This window comes from Kitasatospora sp. NPDC092948 (genome assembly GCF_044754805.1).
Lineage (GTDB): Bacteria > Actinomycetota > Actinomycetes > Streptomycetales > Streptomycetaceae > Kitasatospora.
The window spans coordinates 471,584-491,144 of record NZ_JBIVPU010000002.1 but is presented as its reverse complement, the minus strand read 5'-3'; the positions used below and the strand labels follow the sequence as shown (position 1 = coordinate 491,144).

The 19,561-nt window shown below is 74.6% G+C and carries 19 protein-coding genes; 12 read left to right on the top strand and 7 right to left on the bottom strand.

The window, feature by feature from the left end; all coding sequences use genetic code 11:
* Nucleotides 1-163: 163 nt before the first annotated feature.
* On the top strand, nt 164-1,456 hold the full coding sequence (locus ACIQF6_RS06980; RefSeq protein WP_400891052.1) for a GNAT family N-acetyltransferase: 1,293 nt from the start codon (nt 164-166) through the stop codon (nt 1,454-1,456).
* Between the two features lie 7 nt (nt 1,457-1,463).
* Here the strand turns inward: ACIQF6_RS06980 and ACIQF6_RS06975 are convergent, their stop codons facing one another.
* Nucleotides 1,464-2,207, bottom strand: coding sequence for a TetR family transcriptional regulator (locus ACIQF6_RS06975; protein ID WP_400891050.1), 744 nt, complete (start codon nt 2,205-2,207; stop codon nt 1,464-1,466).
* A 402-nt stretch (nt 2,208-2,609) separates the two neighbouring features.
* On the opposite strand from ACIQF6_RS06975, the gene ACIQF6_RS06970 reads away from it, so the two are divergent.
* A complete protein-coding gene (locus ACIQF6_RS06970) occupies nt 2,610-3,104 on the top strand; it encodes a GNAT family N-acetyltransferase (protein ID WP_400891047.1) in 495 nt (164 codons plus the stop codon).
* A 115-nt stretch (nt 3,105-3,219) separates the two neighbouring features.
* On the opposite strand, the gene ACIQF6_RS06965 is transcribed toward ACIQF6_RS06970, so the two are convergent.
* Entirely contained in the window at nt 3,220-4,431 is a 1,212-nt protein-coding gene (locus ACIQF6_RS06965) for an MFS transporter (RefSeq protein ID WP_400891045.1), read from the bottom strand.
* Nucleotides 4,432-4,545: 114 nt separating this feature from the next.
* Between ACIQF6_RS06965 and ACIQF6_RS06960 the strand changes: the two genes are divergently transcribed.
* Complete coding sequence (locus tag ACIQF6_RS06960) at nt 4,546-5,508, top strand: LysR family transcriptional regulator (RefSeq protein ID WP_400891043.1); 963 nt, start codon at nt 4,546-4,548, stop codon at nt 5,506-5,508.
* A 188-nt stretch (nt 5,509-5,696) separates the two neighbouring features.
* Here the strand turns inward: ACIQF6_RS06960 and ACIQF6_RS06955 are convergent, their stop codons facing one another.
* On the bottom strand, nt 5,697-6,305 hold the full coding sequence (locus tag ACIQF6_RS06955) for a YceI family protein (protein WP_400891041.1): 609 nt from the start codon (nt 6,303-6,305) through the stop codon (nt 5,697-5,699).
* A 387-nt stretch (nt 6,306-6,692) separates the two neighbouring features.
* Between ACIQF6_RS06955 and ACIQF6_RS06950 the strand changes: the two genes are divergently transcribed.
* Complete coding sequence (locus tag ACIQF6_RS06950; protein ID WP_400891039.1) at nt 6,693-9,749, top strand: DEAD/DEAH box helicase; 3,057 nt, start codon at nt 6,693-6,695, stop codon at nt 9,747-9,749.
* Nucleotides 9,750-9,753: 4 nt separating this feature from the next.
* Nucleotides 9,754-9,966 (top strand): hypothetical protein, encoded by a 213-nt coding sequence (locus tag ACIQF6_RS06945; RefSeq protein ID WP_400891037.1) that lies wholly within the window; start codon nt 9,754-9,756, stop codon nt 9,964-9,966.
* A 234-nt stretch (nt 9,967-10,200) separates the two neighbouring features.
* Here the strand turns inward: ACIQF6_RS06945 and ACIQF6_RS06940 are convergent, their stop codons facing one another.
* The gene (locus ACIQF6_RS06940) at nt 10,201-11,019 is read right to left on the bottom strand and encodes an alpha/beta fold hydrolase (protein WP_400891034.1); all 819 of its coding nucleotides are present in this window, start codon (nt 11,017-11,019) and stop codon (nt 10,201-10,203) included.
* A 53-nt stretch (nt 11,020-11,072) separates the two neighbouring features.
* Nucleotides 11,073-11,687 (bottom strand): HAD-IA family hydrolase, encoded by a 615-nt coding sequence (locus tag ACIQF6_RS06935; RefSeq protein ID WP_400891031.1) that lies wholly within the window; start codon nt 11,685-11,687, stop codon nt 11,073-11,075.
* A 534-nt stretch (nt 11,688-12,221) separates the two neighbouring features.
* On the opposite strand from ACIQF6_RS06935, the gene ACIQF6_RS06930 reads away from it, so the two are divergent.
* From ACIQF6_RS06930 to ACIQF6_RS06920, 3 genes are all read left to right on the top strand, one after another.
* Entirely contained in the window at nt 12,222-12,608 is a 387-nt protein-coding gene (locus tag ACIQF6_RS06930; RefSeq protein ID WP_400891029.1) for a helix-turn-helix domain-containing protein, read from the top strand.
* A gap of 19 nt (nt 12,609-12,627) precedes the next feature.
* Nucleotides 12,628-13,152: a hypothetical protein gene (locus ACIQF6_RS06925; protein ID WP_400891026.1), complete on the top strand. Its 525-nt coding sequence runs from the start codon at nt 12,628-12,630 to the stop codon at nt 13,150-13,152.
* A gap of 91 nt (nt 13,153-13,243) precedes the next feature.
* A complete protein-coding gene (locus ACIQF6_RS06920; RefSeq protein ID WP_400892166.1) occupies nt 13,244-13,582 on the top strand; it encodes a DUF2516 family protein in 339 nt (112 codons plus the stop codon).
* 110 nt (nt 13,583-13,692) lie between these two features.
* Here ACIQF6_RS06920 and ACIQF6_RS06915 read toward each other — a convergent pair whose 3' ends face one another.
* Nucleotides 13,693-15,111: a PP2C family protein-serine/threonine phosphatase gene (locus tag ACIQF6_RS06915; protein ID WP_400891023.1), complete on the bottom strand. Its 1,419-nt coding sequence runs from the start codon at nt 15,109-15,111 to the stop codon at nt 13,693-13,695.
* A gap of 217 nt (nt 15,112-15,328) precedes the next feature.
* On the opposite strand from ACIQF6_RS06915, the gene ACIQF6_RS06910 reads away from it, so the two are divergent.
* Nucleotides 15,329-15,865: an O-acetyl-ADP-ribose deacetylase gene (locus tag ACIQF6_RS06910; protein WP_400891020.1), complete on the top strand. Its 537-nt coding sequence runs from the start codon at nt 15,329-15,331 to the stop codon at nt 15,863-15,865.
* A 147-nt stretch (nt 15,866-16,012) separates the two neighbouring features.
* Here the strand turns inward: ACIQF6_RS06910 and ACIQF6_RS06905 are convergent, their stop codons facing one another.
* Nucleotides 16,013-16,837, bottom strand: coding sequence for a class I SAM-dependent methyltransferase (locus tag ACIQF6_RS06905; protein ID WP_400891017.1), 825 nt, complete (start codon nt 16,835-16,837; stop codon nt 16,013-16,015).
* 284 nt (nt 16,838-17,121) lie between these two features.
* On the opposite strand from ACIQF6_RS06905, the gene mshA reads away from it, so the two are divergent.
* The 3 genes from mshA (at nt 17,122) to ACIQF6_RS06890 (ending at nt 19,544) form a co-directional block, all read left to right on the top strand.
* Nucleotides 17,122-18,441, top strand: coding sequence for a D-inositol-3-phosphate glycosyltransferase (mshA, locus tag ACIQF6_RS06900; protein ID WP_400892163.1), 1,320 nt, complete (start codon nt 17,122-17,124; stop codon nt 18,439-18,441).
* A gap of 75 nt (nt 18,442-18,516) precedes the next feature.
* On the top strand, nt 18,517-19,032 hold the full coding sequence (locus ACIQF6_RS06895; RefSeq protein WP_400891014.1) for a YbjN domain-containing protein: 516 nt from the start codon (nt 18,517-18,519) through the stop codon (nt 19,030-19,032).
* A 32-nt stretch (nt 19,033-19,064) separates the two neighbouring features.
* Nucleotides 19,065-19,544 (top strand): SLATT domain-containing protein, encoded by a 480-nt coding sequence (locus ACIQF6_RS06890; protein WP_400891012.1) that lies wholly within the window; start codon nt 19,065-19,067, stop codon nt 19,542-19,544.
* Nucleotides 19,545-19,561: the final 17 nt, after the last annotated feature.

Genomic DNA, 19,561 nt, shown 5'->3' with positions numbered 1-19,561 from the left:
GTCCCGACCCGCGCCCGTCGACGCCGGCGCACGGGCCGGTTCCGCCGCGGCGGGGAGCCCGGATTCCGGTGCTGCGGACGAGGCCTGACGGTCCGTCCGGCGTGGCGGCGCGCGGGCGGGAAAATCGGGTGACGGGTATCGGGGCCGGCCGTACGGTGACCGGATGGGCAATGACGTGCAGCAGCATTCCGACCAGGGCATCGAGATCCGGCCGATCACCCGTGACGAACTCGCCGTGTGGGACCGGGCGATCGGCCGTGGCTTCCTGCGGCCGCACATCGCGCCGGCGATGGAGTGGCGGGAGATCATCTTCGAGTCGGGGCGGATGCAGGCGGCGTTCGACCACAGCGACCCGACGCCGGACGGGCCGCGCTGCGTGGGCACGTTCCGCAGCTTCGACACCGAGCTGACCGTTCCCGGCGGCGCGCGGCTGACGGCGGACGCGATCACTGCCGTCACCGTCAGCTCCACGCACCGCCGGCGCGGGCTGCTGAGCGGGATGATGCGCAGCGACCTGGCCGCCGCCCGGGAGCGCGGCCTGCCCGCGGCGATCCTGATCGCCGCCGAGTACAACATCTACGGCCGCTTCGGCTTCGGCCCCGCCACCCGCAGCACCGGCTGGCGGGTGGACGTGCTGCGCGCCGGCGGCCTGCGGGCCGGGCTGCCGGTGCACGACGGGCACCGGATCGACTTCGTCACGCTGGAGGAGGTCCGCAAGCTCGGCCCCGAGCTGTACGACCGTTGGCGGCTCACCCAGCCCGGCGCGATCGGCCGCCCGGAGCACTGGTGGCGGCTGCGCACGGGCGACATCGACCTGCCCGGCTTTGAGTGGAAGGAGGGCTTCACCGCCCTCCACCGGACGGCGGACGGCACGGTCACCGGCCTGATCAACTACACCGTCGACGAGAAGTTCGACGGTGCCTACCCGGACTGCCCGCTGAACGTCCGGGACTTCCTCGCCCTCGACCAGCAGACCGCCAACGCGCTGTGGAAGCTCGCCTTCTCCGTCGACTGGGTGCGCCGCGTGATCGTCCCGACCCTGCGACCCGACGACCCGCTGCCGCTGCTGCTGAACGACCCGCGCGCCGCCGTCCCGCACGAGGACGACGCCGACTTCACCTGGCTGCGCCTGCTCGACCTGCCGGCCGCGTTCGCCGCCCGGCAGTACACCGCCCCCGGCCGCCTGGTGCTGGACGTCACCGACCCGGAGGGCTGGACCACCGGCCGCTGGGCGCTGGAGACGGCCGCCGACGGCACCGGCCGTCTCGCCCGCACGGAGGACGCGGCCGACCTCGCGCTCGGCGTCGGCGCCCTCGCCACCCTCTACCTGGGCGGCGACACCGCCACCCGGCTGACCGCCGCCGCCCTCGTCACCGAGCTCACCCCCGGGGCCGCGACCCGCGCGGACACCTTGCTCCGCCCGGCCCGCACCCCCTGGAACCCGGACAGCTTTTGACGGTGCCTCAGACGGTGGGGGGCTGCTTGGCGGCGGTCTTGCCTATGGTCGGCAGGATGAAGTCCTGAATGAGCCCCTTGGCGTCCCGGACGATCGGTCGGAATATCCGATAGCGCGACAGATTGATCACCCGGGCCGCCATGGGGGTCGACCGGCGGACGAATTCACGGGTGCGCTCGGTGTCCTCGGTGCGGTCGAAGACCCAGTAGAGGACGATGATCATCAGGTGCAACCACAGGACGTCGGGCAGGAGTTCGACCAGCTCGGCATCCAGCTTGGGGGCGAGCTCGGAGCCCTGCAGGACGTCGCGGAACAGCTCCACCGCGGTGGCCCGGGCCGGGTGCGACTCGTTCGAGAACGGGCTGAGCGAGCTGGTCGGATCGGCGGCCGTGCGGAAGAACTGCGCGGAGAACTCGTGGTACGGCTCGGCCGTGTCCAGCCAGGAGGTCAGCGCGATCTCCAGCCGGGTGGCGAAGTCCTTGACGCCGGCCATCCGCTTGCGGGCGTCGGCGGCGTGCTCGTACGTCATCCGGTCGTAGAACCCCTGGATCAGGAACTCTTTCGCGGAGAAGTAGTAGTACGCGTTGCCGACCGAGACGCCCGCCTCGGTGGCGATCGCCCGCATCGTGGTCTTCTCGTAGCCGCGCTCCTGGAACAGCCGCATCGCGGTCTCCAGGATCAGGGCCCGGGTGGCCTCGCTCTTGTCCGTCTTCGGCTGGGCCCGGCCGCCCGCGAGTTCGCCGGTGGGCACCGCGGCGCCCGGTTCACTCCGGTCGCTCGCGCTCTCCGCGTCGCCCGACCCTGCCGGGCCCCCGTGCGGCCGTTCCCGGTCGTTTCCTGGCACCTTCGCCCCGCCTGCCGTTCGCTACGCCCCAGTTGCCTGTGGAACCGATTCACCTGTGGAACCGAGCCTAGCCCGGACCGGGACAACTCCGGACCGGGAGGGCGAAACGGCACCCGGCGGGCGGCGCCGGTGCCCCCCGACACCGGTGCGCGACCCCCCGCCCCGGCTGCCCGTCCGCCGTCGGAGCAGACGGACGGATCCCCTCCTGGCCGGGGCCGACAATTTCGAACGCGTTCAAAACTGCTCGGGGATGACTCTAGGGCACCGTGTGATCACGTTCAACCCTCGGGGGTGTGGAAGGCTGACGACATGCCCGCCACTCTGCGCGAAGGCGGCGCACCCGACGCCGCCGCCGTCGCCGCCCTGCTCATCGCCAGCCGCCGCAGCGCCTACGCCGGCCTGGTCCCCGACGCGGCGCTCGCCGCCGACGGCTCACTGCCGGTGCTGTGGGAACTGCGGCTGGCCGCGGACTACGGTCCGCCTGCCGACACCCCCACCCTGCTGCTCGCCGACGACCCGGACGGCACCCTGGCCGGCTTCGCCTACCTCGTCCCGGACGGCGCCGTCGTCCGCCTGGAGCAGCTGCACGTCCGCCCCGACCGCACCGGCCACGGCCTCGGCGCCCGCCTGCTGCACGCCGCCCTCGCCCGCCACCCCGACCGGCCCGTCCGCCTCGACGTCCTGGCCGCGAACCGTCGGGCGATCGCCTTCTACGAACGCCACGGGGCGCGTCGCCTCGGTCGCGGCACGGCGCACTTCCCGGACGGGACGGCGCTGCCCGAGTACGAGTACGGCTGGCGTTAGGGAGTACCGGCGGTCGCGGCCGGGCGGTCCGTGGACTTCCCGGACGGGACGGTGCTGCCCGAGTGCGAGTACGGCCGGCGTTGGCGAGCACCGGCGGTCGCGGCCGGGCGGTCCGTCAGGGCACGCGGCCGGCGCGGACGGCGGCCGGGAGCGCGGCCAGCAGGGCGAGGACGGCGGCGGTCACCGGCAGGGCGTAGCCGGCGCCGGGGCCGGCGTGCTGGACGAGCGCGCCGCCGAGCGTCGCGCCGGTGGAGATGCCGACCAGGATGGCGGAGACGGCCAGCGCCATGGTCTCGTTCAGGCGGTGCGCGGGCTGGAGTTCCTGAGCCAGCGTCATTCCGCTGATCATGGTCGGCGCGGTGCCCATGCCGGCGGCCAGCAGGGCCGCGCCGAGCACCGCCACGCCCGCCCCGGAGCGGCCGGCGGCCAGGGGGAGCAGCATCAGCGCGGCCATCGCGGCCGCGCCGAAGGCGAGTCGGACCGCGGCCGGGCGGCGCGGCCGGATCGCGCCGAACGCCAGCCCGGACGCGCAGGAGCCGGCCGCGACCAGCGCCAGCAGTACGCCGCCCGCCGACTGCCGGCCGAGCGCGTCGGTGTAGGCGAGGGTGGTGACCTCCTGGGCGCCGAACAGCACGCCGGCCGCCAGGAATCCGGCCAGCAGCGCCGGGAAGCCCCGGGTGCGGAGCAACCCCCTTCCGCCGGAGGCGTGTTGGGCGGGCGCGGCGAGCGGCGGCTCGGTGCCGCGCTGGGCGGCGAACAGCAGGGTGCCGACGGTGCCCAGGACCCAGGCGGTGAGCAGTCCGGCCTCCGGGGCGAGCGTCGTGCACAGCACCATGCCGAGGACCGGCCCCGCCATGAAGCACAGCTCGTCCAGGGACTGTTCGAGCGCGTTGGCCCGGTGCAGCACCGCGGCGTCGGCCCGGTGCAGGTGCGCCCAGCGGGCCCGGGCCATGCCGCCCAGGTTGGGGCTGGTGCCGGCCAGCACCCAGCACAGGAACAGCGTCCAGTCGGGCGCGCCGGAGTGCAGGCACAGCATCAGCGCGCCCGTCGGCAGCGCGGTGGCGAGCACGGCGGGGACGGCGACCCGGGCCTGTCCGAGCCGGTCGACCAGCCGCCCGAGCAGCGGCATCAGCGCCGCCCCGGACAGCACCCCGACCGCGGAGACCGCGCCGGCCAGCGCGTACGAGCCGCGGCGGTCGGCGATCAGCACCACGGTGGAGACGCCGCACATCGCCAGGGCGAGGCGCCCGAGCAGGCCGGCCAGGGTGAACGCGAGGGAGCCCGGCGCGGCGAACACCGGGCGGTAGCGGGCGAGCGGCAGCGACAACGCACGACTCCGAGGGAGAGGAAGGGGGATGACCCCACCCTCGGACAGGGTGCGGGGTGCGGTCCAACACCTAAATCCGCGCGATTCACCGGATCCTGTTGTTAATCTCCCGCCGTGCCCCGTGACGTCCACCCCCGCCTGCTGCGCAGCTTCACCGCCGTCGCCGAGACCCTCCACTTCGGCCGCGCCGCCGACCGGCTGCACCTGGCCCAGCAGGCCGTCAGCCGGGACGTCCGGGCGCTGGAACGGGAGCTCGGCAGCCTGCTGTTCCAACGGTCCACCCGCAGCGTCGAGTTGACCGGAACGGGCGCGGCGCTGCTGCCGAAGGCCCGCCGGCTGCTGGAACTCCAGGACGAGATCACCGCGCTCGGCGACACCCGGGCGCTGCTGGTGGACGTCAACAGCCCCGGCGGCGACCGCGAACTCACCGCCGAGAAGGTGCTCGCCGCCGCCCGCCGGCGCTGCCCGGACACCGAGCTGCTGGCCCGCTACCTGGGCGGACTCACCGCCGCGGCACAGGAGTTGGCGGCGCACCGGCTGGACGTCTCGTTCGGGCGGTACGCCGGACTGCCGGCCGCCGTGCGGTCCCGGCTGGCGCACACCCCGGTGCGGCTGGAGCCGATGGCGGTGTTCCTGCCGCTCGAACACCCGCTGGCCGCGCTGCCCGCCGTGCCGCTGGCCGCGCTGGCCGGGCACCCGGTGGACGTGTTCGCGGGGCAGCCCGACACCGCCGAGTGGACCGACCTCGGCCTGCGGCTGCTCGCCGAACACGGCCTGTCCGCCGCGCCCGGCCGCACGCCGCCGGTCGGCGCCACCGAGTTCGCCCGCTACCTGACCAGGCACGGCAGCCCGATCCTCACCACCACGGACGGGCCGGACATCCCGGGCGGGATCGCCCGGCCGCTGGTCGACCCGGTGCCGCTCAGCCTGGTCGGCCTGGTGCACCGGCCCGAACTGCGCCACCCCGGGCTGGCCGCGCTGCGCCGGGCGACGGCCGAACTCGTCGCCGCGGAAGGCTGGTTGACGCGTCCGGCGGGGAGCTGGCTGCCTGCGGAGGACGCTGCGCTGCTGCGCTGAGAGGTCGGGCCGGGTGGCTGCGGGCGGTGGCCGGAACGCGGGGTCCGGAAGCGGCGGCCGGAAAGCGGCGGTCGGAAGCGGTGGCTGCGGACGGTGGCCGGAAAGCGGGGTCCGGAAACGGCGGCGCCCCCGCCGAGGGGGAGGCGGGGGCGGTACCGGGGGCCGCGGGGCGGCCGGGGCAGGCGGTCTCAGGAGGCTCGCACGGCGGAGATGTCCAGGCTCAGCTTGACCTTCTCGCCGATCAGCACGCCGCCGGTCTCCAGCGCGGCGTTGTAGGTCAGGCCCCAGGAGGTGCGGTCCACGGAGGTGCCGCCCTCGAAGCCGACCCGGTTGGCGCCGTACAGGTCGGTGGCCGCGCCGGTGAACTCCAGGTCGAGGACGACCGGGCGGGTGGTGCCCTTGATGGTCAGGTCGCCGTGCATCCGGTAGGTGTCGCCGTCGATCCGCTCGGCGGAGGTCGACTTGAAGGTGATCTCCGGGAAGGTGGCGGCCTCGAAGAAGTCACCGGTGCGCAGGTGCTCGTCGCGCTGGGCCTGGTTGGTGTGGACCGAGGCGACCTTGATCACCAGCTCGGCGGTGGAGGCGGCCGGGTTGGCGCCGTCCAGGTGCAGCTTGCCCTCGTACTCGGTGAACTCGCCGCGGACGTTGGTGACCATTGCGTGCCGGACCGCGAAGCCGATCTTCGAGTGGGTCGGGTCGATGCTGTAGTCGCCGGTCAGGTGGGCCAGGTCCGGGCCCTGGGCGGCGGCCGGGGCGACGGCGGTGGCGGTGTTCTTGCTGCGGTTGAAGATGCCCATGGCTTCTCTCCTTGGTGAGGGTCGAAGCCGTGTTGTTGAGGCTTCAACTTGTTGGTGACTTCACCGTACCGCGATCTGGTTCAAGTTTCAACCATGAAGTCCAAAGTTGAACCATCTGCTCGGGTGCACCGGTTTTCCCCAGCCTGTGGACGGGCCTCCGCGACGGTGGAAAACCGGGTGCGCCGGGCGGACCCGGCGGCCCACACCGGCCGTCGAACCCGCCGACGCTTCCCGAAGAGACTCGTGCAGTCAGCCGTTACCGTGTCGCCGTCCCAGGTCCCCACGTGCCCCCGATCTCGCGCCTGCCTGCGTTCGCGCCCACGTGCGTTCGTGACCGCAACTATCGTGGGAGCCCCCACCCACCCCTCGTTCCGGAGGACCTCCCCCATGTACGTCCTGCACGCGCTGTGGCGGGCCGACGGCCGGCTCGGGGTGTGGGCGGAGGACGCGGCGGCGTTCACGGGGCGGTCGGTGCAGGGCTCGCGGCACCCGTTCGCGTGCTCGGCGGCGGAGGTGGCGGGGCTGCTCACGGCTGTCGGCGCGGGCCCCGCGTGGCTTGCCGCGCGCGGCGCCGAGCGGTGGGTGAGCCTGCGGTTGCCGACGCTAGGCTCGCGGCCGACGCCGTCCCCCGAACTCCCGGTGGGGTCGACGGCGAAGGGGCTGGCGCTGCAGGCGTGGCGGGTGCCGGCGCTGCTGTTCGAGCGGGCCGAGGCCGCGCAGCTGTTGGGCGAGCTGTTCGACCCGGTCTGGCCCGGGACCACCGTCGAGCTGTCCGACGGCCGGACGGCGGAGCTGGCGTACGGGGCGTCGCTGCGGTGGCTGACGGCGGTGCACGACCTGGCGTGGCGGCTGGTGGGGCGGGGCCGGGTGCTGCCCGCGCTGGTCGAGGAGGAGAGCGGGTGGGCGGCGCGGTGGCGTCCCGCACCCGACGGTCCGGCCGGCCGTGAGGCCGCCGCGCTCGCGGCGGGCTGCCCGCCGATCGCCCGCGCCGAGGACGGCGCCGAGCGCACCGGCAGCGCGCTGTTCACGGCCGTCCTGGACGCCCTCACCGACCACGAGACCCGCACCGCGCTGGAAGCACCGCCGACGGCCGAGTCGCCGAAGGGCTGGCTGGAAGCCCTCCGCGGCACCGACCCTCGCCTCCCCGCCGCGCCCGACCCCGACGTCGTGGAGCGCCTCGCGGCGTGGTGCGCCGGGACGCAGCCCACCGGCGACGTCCGGCTGGCGTTCCGGTTGGCGGAGCCGCTGGGAACCGCGCCGGACGACCCGGACGCCGAAGTCCCGGACGAGACCTGGCGGTTGGACGTACTGGTCGGCCCCGTGGACCGGCCGTCGCTGCTGCTGCCGGCGGCCGAACTCTGGTCGGACGGGCCGGGACCGGCGGCGTTGAGCCGCCGCCTCGGGGATCCGGTGGAGGCGTACCTCGCCGAACTCGACCGCGCTGCCCGGCTCTGCCCGGACCTGCGCGCCGCGCTGCACCGCACCCGGCCCACCGGCGTGGACCTGGACCGGGCGGGTGCGCTCGCGTTCCTGCGGGACGCCGCCCCGCTGCTGACCGCCGCCGGGTACGGCGTGCTGCTGCCCGCGTGGTGGCGCCGCCGCCCGCGGCTGGGACTGGCCGCCACCGCGCGCAGCGGCCCGGCGCCCGGCTCGGTGCAGCGCGCCGCGCAGGCCGACCGGGACGCCGTGGTGGACTTCCGCTGGCAGCTCGCCGTGGGCGAACAGCCGCTCACCCAACAGGAGTTGGAGGAGCTCGCGGGTGCCCAGCAGGGCCTGGTCCGGCTGCGCGGCCAGTGGGTGGAGGTGGACGCGTCCCAACTCGCCGCCGCCCTGCGGTTCCTGGCCGCCCGGCGGGACGATCCGCAGCTCGACGCCGCGACGCTGCTGCGTTTCGCGCTGGACGACGGCGCGGTGGTCGACGGACTGCCGGTCACCGTCGTGCACGCCGACGGCCCGCTCGGCGACCTGCTCGCCGGCCGGCTCGGCCGCCTCCCGGGAGCCCGCCGCGCCGCACCCCCGCCCGGCTTCGCCGGTGCTCTGCGCCCTTACCAGGAACGGGGGTTGGCCTGGCTTGACGCCCTCGGCCGGCTCGGGCTCGGCGCGGTGCTGGCCGACGACATGGGCCTCGGCAAGACCGTGCAGACGCTCGCCCTGCTGGCGCTGGAACAGACCCGCGGCGCCCGCGGCCCCGTCCTGCTGGTCTGCCCGACCTCGCTGGTCGGCAACTGGCAGCGCGAGGCCGCCCGCTTCGCGCCCACCCTGCGGGTGCACCTGCACCACGGCCCCGACCGCAGCGCCCCCGACCCGGCCGCCGACCTGGTGATCACCACCTACGGGGTGCTCCAACGGGACGCCGCCGCGCTGCGGGGGATCCACTGGCGGCGGGTGGTCGCGGACGAGGCCCAGCACATCAAGAACCGCAACTCCCGGCAGTCCCGGGCGATCCGCTCGCTGCGCTCCGGCCCGCGGATCGCGCTCACCGGCACGCCCGTGGAGAACCGCCTCGCCGAGCTGCACGCCGTGCTGGACTTCGCCAACCCCGGCCTGTTCGGCAGTGCCGAGCAGTTCAAGGAGCGCTACGCCGTACCGGTCGAGCAGTCCGGCAACCGGGAGGTCGCCGCGCAGCTCCAGCGGCTCACCGGGCCGTTCCTGCTGCGCCGTCTGAAGAGCGACCCGGAGATCGGCGAACAGCTGCCCGCCAAACAGGAGTTCACCGTCCGCTGCAACCTGACGCCGGAGCAGGCCGGGCTCTACCAGGCGGTGGTCGCCGAACTGCTGCGCCGCCTGGGCGGGGTGCGCGGCGTGGAGCGCAAGGGCGCCGTGCTGGCGGCCCTCGGCCGGCTCAAGCAGGTCTGCAACCACCCCGCCCAACTCCTGCACGACAACTCGCCGTTGGGCGGCCGGTCGGGCAAGGTGGAGCGGCTGGTCGCGCTGCTCCGGGAGGCCCTGGCGGAGGGCGACCGGGTGCTGGTGTTCACCCAGTACGCCGAATTCGGCGCGCTGCTCCAGCCGCACCTGCGCCGCCGTCTCGGCACCCAGGTGCTGTACCTGCACGGCGGCCTGTCCGCGCCGCGCCGGCAGGAACTCGTCGACCGTTTCCAATCCCCGGACGGGCCAAGGGTGTTCCTGCTGTCGCTGAAGGCCGGCGGAACGGGACTCAACCTGACCGCCGCCAACCAGGTGATCCACCTCGACCGCTGGTGGAACCCCGCCGCCGAGGACCAGGCCACCGACCGCGCCCATCGGATCGGCCAGCACCGCGAGGTCCAGGTCCGGCGGCTGGTGTGCGTCGGCACCGTCGAGGAACGGATCGCCGAACTACTCCAGGCCAAGCGTGAGTTGGCGGAGGCCGTGGTCGGCGTCGGCGAACAGTGGCTGACCGAACTGCCCACCGAACAGCTGCGCGAACTGCTCACCCTGTCCGCCGACGCCGTGGGGGAGTGACACCATGACGACCCGCCCCACCGACCCCGACCGCCCGCTCGACCAGTGCCTGGACACCTTCTGGCAGGGCGAGTTCACCCTCCGCCCACCCGACACGCCCGGTGAGCGCCCGGATCCGGCCCTCGACCACCTCGGCCCGAGCGGCCTCACCGAGCGGGGCCGCGATGTCGCAGAGCTGCTGGTCTCCGACTATCGCCGTCTGGTGGAAGGCAGTTGACGATTCGCGTGCCACCGGGGCGAATTCGGCCTGGCTGCTCGATCGGTGTCCGGGCGCTCTCCGGCAGGGTGAGTTCACCTTCCGCCCGCATGGTGCGTTTGGTGGGCGCCCGGATTCGGCCCTCGGCCGTCTCGGCCTGAGCGGCCTCACAGTGCGGCCTCACAGTGCGGGGTCGCGATGTGGCCGAGTTGCTGGCCTCCGGCTGCCGCCGCCTGGTGGAAGGCGGTTGACGCCTCAGTCCAGGAACTCGGCTACCAGCCGGGCGAATTCATCCGGCTTCTCGACCCAGGGGCGGTGCCCCACGCCCGCCAGCACCTCCAGCCGGGCCCCCGGGTGGAGCGTGGCGGCCAGCCGGGCCGGGGCGGTGCCGATCATTCCGTCCAGCTCGCCCGCCAGCACCAGCGCCGGCATCGCCACGGGGGCGGCCTCGCCCGCGCCTTCGTAGAACGCCGCCCGCATCCACGGCGCACCCGGAACCAGCTCCGGATCGAACGCGGCGGCGCGCGCCCGGTCGTCCCAACTGCCCCAGAAGAACGGGGTGATGCGCGCCGTCAGCTCCGCCGGATCGCCCTCCCCGGCGGCCAGCGCCGCCGCAGCCCGAGTCGCGTCCTCGTACCAGGGCTGGTCGGAGCGGGCCCCCCGGATCGCCGCGAGCTCCGCCTCGTCCGGCTCCCGGGCACCCCGCCCGACCGGCGTCACCAGCACCAGCGACCGTACCCGGTGCGGGAATTCGGCGGCGTAGCGCTGTGCGGTCAGGGCACCCGCGGAGTGGCCGAGCAGGTCGAAGGAGTCCAGCCCGAGGTGCTCGCGCAGCGCCTCCACGTCCTTCACCTGCGTGCCGAACGCGCAGCTCGCCCGATCGGCGGGCTCGGCGGACCGGCCGCTGCCGCGCGGATCGAACCGGATCAGCCGCCGGTGCGCGTCCAGGCCGCCGAGCGTTCCCAGGTAGCGGACATCCGCGCCCGGCCCGCCGGGGATCGCCACCAGCGGGGCACCGTCGCCGAGTTGGTCGTAGTGCAGGGCGGTTCCGTCGTGCGCCTGAAAGATCGTCATGCGGCGGATCGTGGCATGCGTCGAACCGGCGCGCCGACCATTCCACCCTTTGGTCAGATCAACCCGTGCCCGCGCAGCGCCGCCCGCAGTCCGGCCGCGCCCCGGAAGTGGTGGCCGGACATCCCGAGCGCTTCGGCGGCAGCGGTGTTGCCCTGACTGTCGTCGACGAACAGGCAGGCGGACGGCGGTACTCGGACCCGCTCGGCCGCCGCGAGGTAGACCCGCGCCTCGGGCTTGGCCGCACCGAGGCGCGCGGTGTTGACCACCGCGTCGAAGGCGGCGTCCAGCCCGAGCGCGGTCAGGTCCGCCTCCAGCCGGGTGGTCCCGTTGGACACCAGCACCACCGGCACGCCCCGCCGCACGTCGGCGAGCAGCGCCAGCACCTCCGGATCCACCCGGGACGGCTGCCGCCCCCAGGCCGCGACCACCTCCCGCGCCCGCACCGTCGACCCGCACACCCCGACCAGGTCCGCCGCGACGGCGGCCCGCCACTGCTCGTCGGTCACCTGCCCGGTAACGGCCGGCAGCAGCCGCTCGTCCCGGAACGCCGCGCCCGCGACGGTGCCCGGCGGCAGCCCGTACGCCGCATCGACCTCGCCCAGCTCGCCCCAGACCCGCAGCACCCCGTCCAGGTCGCACAGCACCGCGCCGATCTGTCGATCCGTCATCTCGCCTCCCCTTTGTCGTGCTGCGGACGTTACTGCCCTGGCCCGGATGCGTCCGGCCGTCGGCGTACTGCGCTGACGGCGGTGGCGGCCAGGGGCCACCCGTTCGTCCCCCGGCGCGGCCGACAGGGGGCCTGATGGCCCGCACCGCCTCGCCGCGCTGTGCTCTGCCCTGAACCGGTGCCGCCGGCGGGGCAGACGGTCCGCCTGCATCCGCGCCCGGGCGGTCGTCCACGACACCGTGCCCGCTGGAGCACGAGCCGGGATGGTTGCCGGTCGCCACCGTGGCGTGGCGCTCCTCCTCCGCGGTCGGCGGGGCGCTGGCCGAGCCGCCTCAGCCCGCCGACGTGTCGAACCGCGGTCAGCACGTGCCCGAGCCGCGCGTCCGGCACCCGAGGACCGGTGCAGGCGCGAGCGGCCCGCGCGACCCCCCCGGATCCGGGGTCGGCCCGGACGCCGGCCGGTCGCGGGGCGCCGCTGCGTGCACCCGCTAGCAATCTGCTTGCAACTGCAAGCGCTCGGGTGCAGACTTCCGGTATGGCATCACTGAACGTGGGCTCGCTCGGCGAGTACATCCGGGAGCAGCGGCGGAACGCGCAGTACTCGCTGCGGCAGTTGGCCGAGGCCGCCGGGGTGTCCAACCCGTACCTGAGCCAGATCGAGCGCGGGCTGCGCAAGCCCAGCGCGGAGATCCTTCAGCAGATCGCCAAGGCGTTGCGGATCTCGGCGGAGACGCTGTACGTACAGGCCGGGATTCTGGAGGAGCGGGACGAGCAGGGGCCGGGGCTGCGGGCCGCGATCCTTGCCGACCCGCAGATCAACGAGCGGCAGAAGCAGGCCCTGCTGGCGGTGTACGAGGCCTTCCTGAAGGAGAACCAGGCCGCCCGCCCGGCCGCCGCCGCCCACCCGACCGACCCTGTGTGACCCGACCGGAGGACCCGACATGCCGATCAGCGACGAGCTCAAGAAGACCCTCACCGACCCCACCCCGCTGTACGCCCTGGCCGGCGCCGGCGACCTGGCCTACGAGAAGCTGCGCGAGGTCCCCGGCCAGCTGGAGGCGCTCGCCGCCGACCGCAAGGGCACCCAGGACAAGGCCGCCGCCGCCCTTCAGGACGCGGGCAGCAGGCTGGTCGAGGCGCAGGCCAAGGTCACCGAGGCGGTCACCGCGCTGCCCACCGACGTGAAGGAACTCCAGGCCAAGGCGCAGGAGTTCGCGATGCAGCAGGTCGGCCGGGCGCTGGAGTTCGCGGTCAAGGCCAAGGAGGTCTACGACGAGCTCGCGGTCCGCGGCCGCACCGTGGTGGACGCCGCGAACACCGACCGGGCGGAGACCGACACGGTCGTCGAGGCCGACATCGAGGAGGTCGTGCTCGCCGAGGTCGTGGTGGACGAGCCCGCCGTCGAGTCGAAGCCCGCCGCGAAGAAGCCCGCCCGCGCCCGCAGGGCCGCCGCCGATTCCGAGTGAGAAGTGCGGGGAACGGCACATCGCGGAAGGCCGTTGATTCGGGCAGTGCCCGTGCCAGGATGGAAGAGAGAGTGAGGAGCACCAGGTGCAGATCCTGCATTACGACCTCCTGAACCCGTTCTGGTGGCTGGCGACGGCGGTCATCGGCTACAAGGTGTTCGCGTTCGTGGACGCGGCGATCCGCCGCGAGGACGCGTACCGTGCGGCCGACAAGAAGACCAAGGGGTTCTGGCTGATCGTGCTCGGCCTGGCGCTGGGCGCGGACCTGCTGTTCGGCGCCAACCCGATGACCGGGCTGCTGACGCTGGCCGGCCTGGTCGCGGCGATCGTCTACGTGGTGGACGTCCGCCCGGCGATCAAGCTGCTCACCGACGGCCGCGGTCGGGGTCGCGGCCGCGGTCGCAACCCCGGGCCGTACGGCCCCTGGTGAGACACCTGCACGGACGAAAAGGGGCGGCCCCGCACGGGGCCGCCCCTTCGTCGTGCAGAACCGGCTGGTCGGACCGGCCGGTTGGACCGGCCGGTTGGTTCGACGGGCTGTCAGCCCATGATCACCGGCAACGGGTTGCGTTCCAGCAGCAGCACCGCGACGTCGTCGGTCAGCGCCCCGCCGTTCAGCTCCTCGACCTCGGCGATCGCCGAGTCCACCAGTCGGCCCCGGGTCAGCCCGGCGGCCTGGTGGTCGGCGATCAGCTCGATCAGGCCCTCCTGGCCGAGGCGCGGCGAACCCGCGCCGACCTTCCCCTCCACCAGTCCGTCGGTGTAGAGCAGCAGCCGCCAGCCCGGGGCGAGCTCCAGCCGCAGCGCCGGCCAGACCGACTGGGTGGCGTCGCACGGCAGCAGGCCCAGCGCCGGGCCGGCCTGGTCGGACGGCAGCAGCGCGGGGGCGGCGTCCGGACCGAGCAGCAGCGGCGCGGGGTGGCCGGCCAGGAACAGTTCCGCGCCCTCCGCGCCGCCCTCCGCGCCCGGCGGGTCCAGCACCACCATGCAGAGCGTCGCGAAGATCTCGTCGCTGCGTCGTTCGTGCTCCAGCACGTGCTGGAGCGTGGTCAGCAGGTGCTGGCCGCTGAGGCCGGCGAACACCAGGGTGCGCCACGCTATCCGCAGCGCCACGCCGAGCGCGGCCTCGTCCGGGCCGTGGCCGCAGACGTCGCCGATCACCACGTGCACCCGGCCGTCCTTGGTGCGCACGGCGTCGTAGAAGTCGCCGCCGAGCAGGGCCCGGCGGCGGCCCGGCCGGTAGCGGCGGGTGAAGGCCAGGCCGGCGCCGTCCAACAGCGGGGTGGGCAGCAGGTGGCGTTGCAGGCGGGCGTTCTCCTGGCCGCGGATCTCCGCCTCCACCAGCCGGCGCTGCGACTCGTCGGCGCGCTTGCGCTCCACCGCGTAGCGCAGCGCGCGGGCCAGCAGCGGGCCGGCGGTGTCCTGTCGGACCAGGAAGTCCTGGGCGCCGGCGGCCACCGCGGCCGCGCCGAGTTCGGCGCCCGCGGTGTCGGTGAGGACCACCACGGCGGTGTGCGGGGCACGCTGAAGCAGTTCGCGCAGCCCGTCCAGGCCGTCGTTGCCGGGCGGCAGTTCGCCGGGAGCGCCGAGGTCGAGCAGCACGCAGTGGAACTCGGGGTGGCGGATGCCGCGCCGGGCGTTGCCGGGCAGTGGCGGCAGCAGGGCCAGCGCGTCACGGATGCCGCCCACCCGGTGCAGTTCGGCGTGCTCGCCGAGCTCGTCGGCGAGCGACTCGAGCAGCAGGTGCTCCGGCCCGTCGGCCTCGATCAGCAGTACCCGGAAGGCCGCCGTCCGGGCCGGCTCGCCGCCGGTCGGCGTGCTGCGCGGATGCGGTATCGGCGCGGCTCCCGTCGTTCGGCCCGGGCGCTGCTGGTGTGCGCCGTGCCGGCTCTGACTGCGTGCGGCGGTTCCGGCGCCGTTGGTCGCGTCGGGTGCCCGCCCGTCTCCCGTAGCGGGCATCGGTCGGTCCTTCCTTTCCCCGACAGGCCAACGGCCGGTGTCCGTCCACGGTGCCCGTGTGGCACCGGGCATCGGGGAGCTTCCCGCGACCATAACGTGATCTCCGAGGATTTCTTTGCCTGAGCGGCGCCGATGTGGTTATTGCCACGCGTGCGGTGGCGGTTCTTCATAGGGTTCTCGCCACCACGGAACCGGAGTTGACGGGAGTTGAGCAGCGGTGACACGGATCACGCTGGTGCAGGGTGACATCACGGAGCAGCGGATGGACGCCGTCGTGAACGCCGCCAACAGCTCGCTTCTGGGTGGTGGCGGAGTGGACGGGGCGATCCACCGGGCGGGCGGGCCGGAGATCCTCGCCGAGTGCCGGAAGCTGCGGGCCTCCCACTACGGCAAGGGCCTGGCGACCGGCCGGGCGGTGGCGACCACCGCGGGCCGGCTCCCGGCGCGCTGGGTGGTGCACACGGTGGGGCCGGTCTACCGGGCGGAGGACTACCCGCAGCGCGCGGAGCTGCTGGCCTCCTGCTATCGGGAATCCCTTCGGGTGGCGACGGAACTGGGGGCGCGGACGGTGGCCTTCCCGGCGATCTCCGCCGGGATCTTCGGCTGGCCGGAGGACGATGCCGCTCGGATCGCCCTGACGACCGTGGCCGAGGCGGAGCCCGACCTGGACGAGGTGCGTTTCGTGCTGTTCGGTGCCGAGACGTACGAGGTGTTCGCGCGAGTGCGGGACGAGCTGGCGGGGCAGAAGGAGTAGGGGCGCTGAAGGGCGTGCAGGGGGCGCGCGACGGCGCACTCGGGCGCTCCCATGGTGGCGCGCCAGGGCGTCAACACGCCAGGGGTAATCGACAACTCGTTCGAGTGAACCGCCGAACAGCTGTCCGGACAGCGGGAGTTCGGCTGCTCAGCGCGGCGCCAGCGCCGCCCAGTCCACCGTCAGCTCGCCCTGCCGCCGCCGGGCCGGCACGTCCCGCAGCGGCCAGTCCGCGGCCAGCGCCGTGCACGCCGCCACCCAGCGCTGCCGCGCGCCGAACGCCCCCAGCGGGGCCGCCGCCGCCCACGCCCGGTCGAAGTCCCGCAGGAAGGCGTGCACCGGCCGGCCGGGCACGTTGTGGTGGATCAGCGCCTTCGGCAGCCGCTCCGCCAGGTCCGAGGGGCGCTCCAGGCTCCCCAGCCGGGCCGCGAAGGTCACCGTCCGCGGCCCCTCCGGGCCGAGCGCCACCCACACGTGCCGCCGCCCGATCTCGTCGCAGGTGCCCTCCACCAGCAGCCCGTCCGGCGCCAGCCGCCCGCACAGCCGCGACCACACCTCGGCGACCTGGTCCTCGTCGTACTGCCGCAGCACGTTGGCCGCCCGGATCAGCTGCGCCCGCGCGCCGTCGGGCAGCGGCACCTCGAAGCCGCCGCGCCGGAACTCCAGCAGCGGCGGGTCGGCCATCGGCAGCGCCGCCGCCACCCGCGCCGGGTCGATCTCGATGCCCACCACCCGGACGTCCGCCCGCACCGCCCGCAGCCGCGCCGCCAGCTCCACCGCGGTCCACGGCGCCGCCCCGTACCCGAGGTCCACCGCGACCGGCGGGGCCGCCGACGCACGCAGCGCCCGGCCCGCCGTACAGGCGATCCAGCGGTCCATCCGCCGCAGCCGGTTGGTGTTCGTCGTCCCCCGAGTGATCGTCCCCACCGGCCGGCTCGACCGGCCCCGGGACGACGGCGTGTCGCTTGCGGCCATGGTCACCAAGCCTACGCAGCGCCCGGAAAGTCCTCGGACCCCCGGTCCGCCGACCGGAATCCCGACGCCCGGCGAGCCGATCGCACACTGCCGGTCCGCCGACGGGAATACGCGACCTCGGCGACGAGGTTGGCATCCTTGACGTCCTACCGCCCGCAGCTCCCGGCCGCGGGCGGCGGCACGTGGACGGGTCGGAACCGGCCCGTACACGGCACCATCAGCACAGACGCAGCGACGGGCAGTGCCCAGGGAGGCTTCCGCAGGTGACCCACCACCTCGTCCGCATGCCCCGCGGGGAGTCGCGGTCGACCGCAGCCCCCGTGCTCCCGCGCCGCCCCCGCCGGATCGCGATGCTGAGCGTCCACACCTCGCCGCTGCACCAGCCCGGCACCGGCGACGCCGGCGGCATGAACGTGTACATCGTCGAGCTGGCCAAGCGCCTCGCCGACCTCGACATCGAGGTCGAGGTGTTCACCCGGGCGGTCAGCTCCGACGACGCGCCGACCGTGCAGCTCGCCCCCGGCGTGCTGGTGCGGCACGTCACGGCCGGTCCGTTCGAAGGCCTGTTCAAGGAGGACCTGCCCGCCCAGCTGTGCGCGTTCACCCACGGCGTGCTGCGCACCGAGGCCGGCCACCGCGCCGGGTACTACGACCTGGTGCACTCGCACTACTGGCTGTCCGGCCAGGTCGGCTGGCTGGCGGCGGAACGCTGGGGCGTGCCGCTGGTGCACACCATGCACACCATGGCGAAGGTGAAGAACGCGGCGCTCGCCGAGGGCGACACCCCGGAGCCGGCCGCCCGGGTGATCGGCGAGACCCAGGTGGTCGGCGCGGCCGACCGGCTGATCGCCAACACCGCCGAGGAGGCCGCCGAGCTGGCCCACCACTACGCGGCGCGCCCCGAGCAGCTGGCCGTGGTGCACCCGGGGGTGAACCTGGAGGTGTTCCGGCCCGCCGAACGGGCCGCGGCCCGCCACCGGCTCGGCCTGCCGCAGGACGCCGCGGTGCTGCTGTTCGCCGGCCGGATACAGCCGCTGAAGGCACCGGACGTGCTGCTCAAGGCGGTCGCCCGGCTGCTGGAGCGCCGCCCGGACCTGCGCGAGCGGCTGGTCGTCCCGGTGGTCGGCGGCCCGTCCGGCACCGGCCTGGCCCGCCCCGAGAGCCTGCACAAGCTGGCCGCGCAGCTCGGCATCAACGACGTGGTGCGGTTCCACCCGCCGGTCGGCCAGCAGCAGCTGGCCGACTGGTACCGCGCGGCGACCGCCCTGGTGATGCCCTCGCACAGCGAGTCGTTCGGCCTGGTCGCCCTGGAGGCGCAGGCCTGCGGCACCCCCGTGGTGGCGGCCGCGGTCGGCGGGCTGCCGGTCGCGGTCCGCGACGGCGTCACCGGCACCCTGGTGCCCGGCCACGACCCCGACGCCTGGGCGCAGGCGCTGCTGCCGTACGTCACCGACCCGGCGCTGGCCGGCACCCGCGGTGCGGCGGCGGCCCGGCACGCGGCGGCGTTCGGCTGGCTGACGGCGGCCGGCTCCACCGCGGAGGTGTACGCGGGCGCGATGGCCGGGAGCCCGACCGAGGCGGCCCGCCGGGCGCACCGGTCCTGACGGCGGGTCATTCCGTCGCCCCGGCGTGACCGGGGCGACACCCCGTCCGGGCGGGCAGCCGGTTAGCGTGGGGGCATGGCCGCCAAGGACGACGCACTTCCCCTCCTCCGTGCCGCGCTCGACGAGGCCGGTGTGGCCTGGGAGCCGGCCGCCACCGACCCGTACACGCTGGTCGCCACGCTGCCCGGCACCCGCAAGCTGTCCACCGCCTGCGCGCTGCGGGTCGGCGACCACACGCTGTCGGTGAACGCCTTCGTGATCCGCCGCCCGGACGAGAACCACGAGGGCGTGTACCGCTGGCTGCTGGAGCGCAACACCCGCCTGTACGGCGTGGCCTACGCCATCGACCGGCTCGGCGACGTCTACCTGGTCGGCCGGCTGCCGCTGGAGGCACTGACCGCCGACTCGGTGGACCGGCTGCTGGGCACCGTGCTGGAGAACGCCGACGAGCCGTTCAACACCCTGCTGGAGCTGGGCTTCGCCACCGCGATCCGCCGCGAGTGGGAGTGGCGCACCAAGCGCGGCGAGTCCACCCGCAACCTCGCCGCCTTCGCGCACCTGGCGAGCGAGACCCCTCCCGCCGACAGCTGAGCCCGGTATCCTCCCGTCCGGGGAGGGCGCCGATGGATGCCGAACATGCCGCCGCACAACGGACGTTGGCCTGGCTGGAGGCCGAGCTCGACACCGGGCTGGTGGAGCGCCGCCGCCGCCGCGACCGGGACCGGCGACGGGCCCTGACCCTCCAACTGTCCACCGTCGGCCTGTCCGCCCTGATCACCGTGCTGCTCGGCGTCAAGGTCGGCGGGACGCTCGCCGACCGGCTGGCCGACGCCGCACTGGTCTGCGGCGCGCTGGTCACCGTACTGGCCGCCTGGGCGGCGTTCTTCGGACACCGGACCCTGTGGATCCAGCGCGTCGAAACCGTCCACCGGCTGAGCTCGCTGCGCCGCCGCCTCGCCCTGCTGAAGGCCGAGTACGGCGACGACGTGCCCGATCCCGAGCGGGTGACGGCGCTGGTGGAGGAGCACCGGCGGATCCTGGACGACGAGCACGACTCGTGGGTGCGGCTGCGCCGGGGCGAAGGCGGCGGCGCAGCCTCCTGAGCGCTCGCCAGACCGTC

Coding starts and splice junctions, on each gene's coding strand:
- ACIQF6_RS06980 (WP_400891052.1), top strand. CDS start 164: ATGGGCAATGACGTGCAGCAGCATTCCGACCAGGGCATCGAGATCCGG.
- ACIQF6_RS06970 (WP_400891047.1), top strand. CDS start 2,610: ATGCCCGCCACTCTGCGCGAAGGCGGCGCACCCGACGCCGCCGCCGTC.
- ACIQF6_RS06955 (WP_400891041.1), bottom strand. CDS start 6,305: ATGGGCATCTTCAACCGCAGCAAGAACACCGCCACCGCCGTCGCCCCG.
- ACIQF6_RS06950 (WP_400891039.1), top strand. CDS start 6,693: ATGTACGTCCTGCACGCGCTGTGGCGGGCCGACGGCCGGCTCGGGGTG.
- ACIQF6_RS06945 (WP_400891037.1), top strand. CDS start 9,754: ATGACGACCCGCCCCACCGACCCCGACCGCCCGCTCGACCAGTGCCTG.
- ACIQF6_RS06940 (WP_400891034.1), bottom strand. CDS start 11,019: ATGACGATCTTTCAGGCGCACGACGGAACCGCCCTGCACTACGACCAA.
- ACIQF6_RS06935 (WP_400891031.1), bottom strand. CDS start 11,687: ATGACGGATCGACAGATCGGCGCGGTGCTGTGCGACCTGGACGGGGTG.
- ACIQF6_RS06930 (WP_400891029.1), top strand. CDS start 12,222: ATGGCATCACTGAACGTGGGCTCGCTCGGCGAGTACATCCGGGAGCAG.
- ACIQF6_RS06925 (WP_400891026.1), top strand. CDS start 12,628: ATGCCGATCAGCGACGAGCTCAAGAAGACCCTCACCGACCCCACCCCG.
- ACIQF6_RS06915 (WP_400891023.1), bottom strand. CDS start 15,111: ATGCCCGCTACGGGAGACGGGCGGGCACCCGACGCGACCAACGGCGCC.
- ACIQF6_RS06905 (WP_400891017.1), bottom strand. CDS start 16,837: ATGGCCGCAAGCGACACGCCGTCGTCCCGGGGCCGGTCGAGCCGGCCG.
- mshA (WP_400892163.1), top strand. CDS start 17,122: ATGCCCCGCGGGGAGTCGCGGTCGACCGCAGCCCCCGTGCTCCCGCGC.
- ACIQF6_RS06895 (WP_400891014.1), top strand. CDS start 18,517: ATGGCCGCCAAGGACGACGCACTTCCCCTCCTCCGTGCCGCGCTCGAC.
- ACIQF6_RS06890 (WP_400891012.1), top strand. CDS start 19,065: ATGGATGCCGAACATGCCGCCGCACAACGGACGTTGGCCTGGCTGGAG.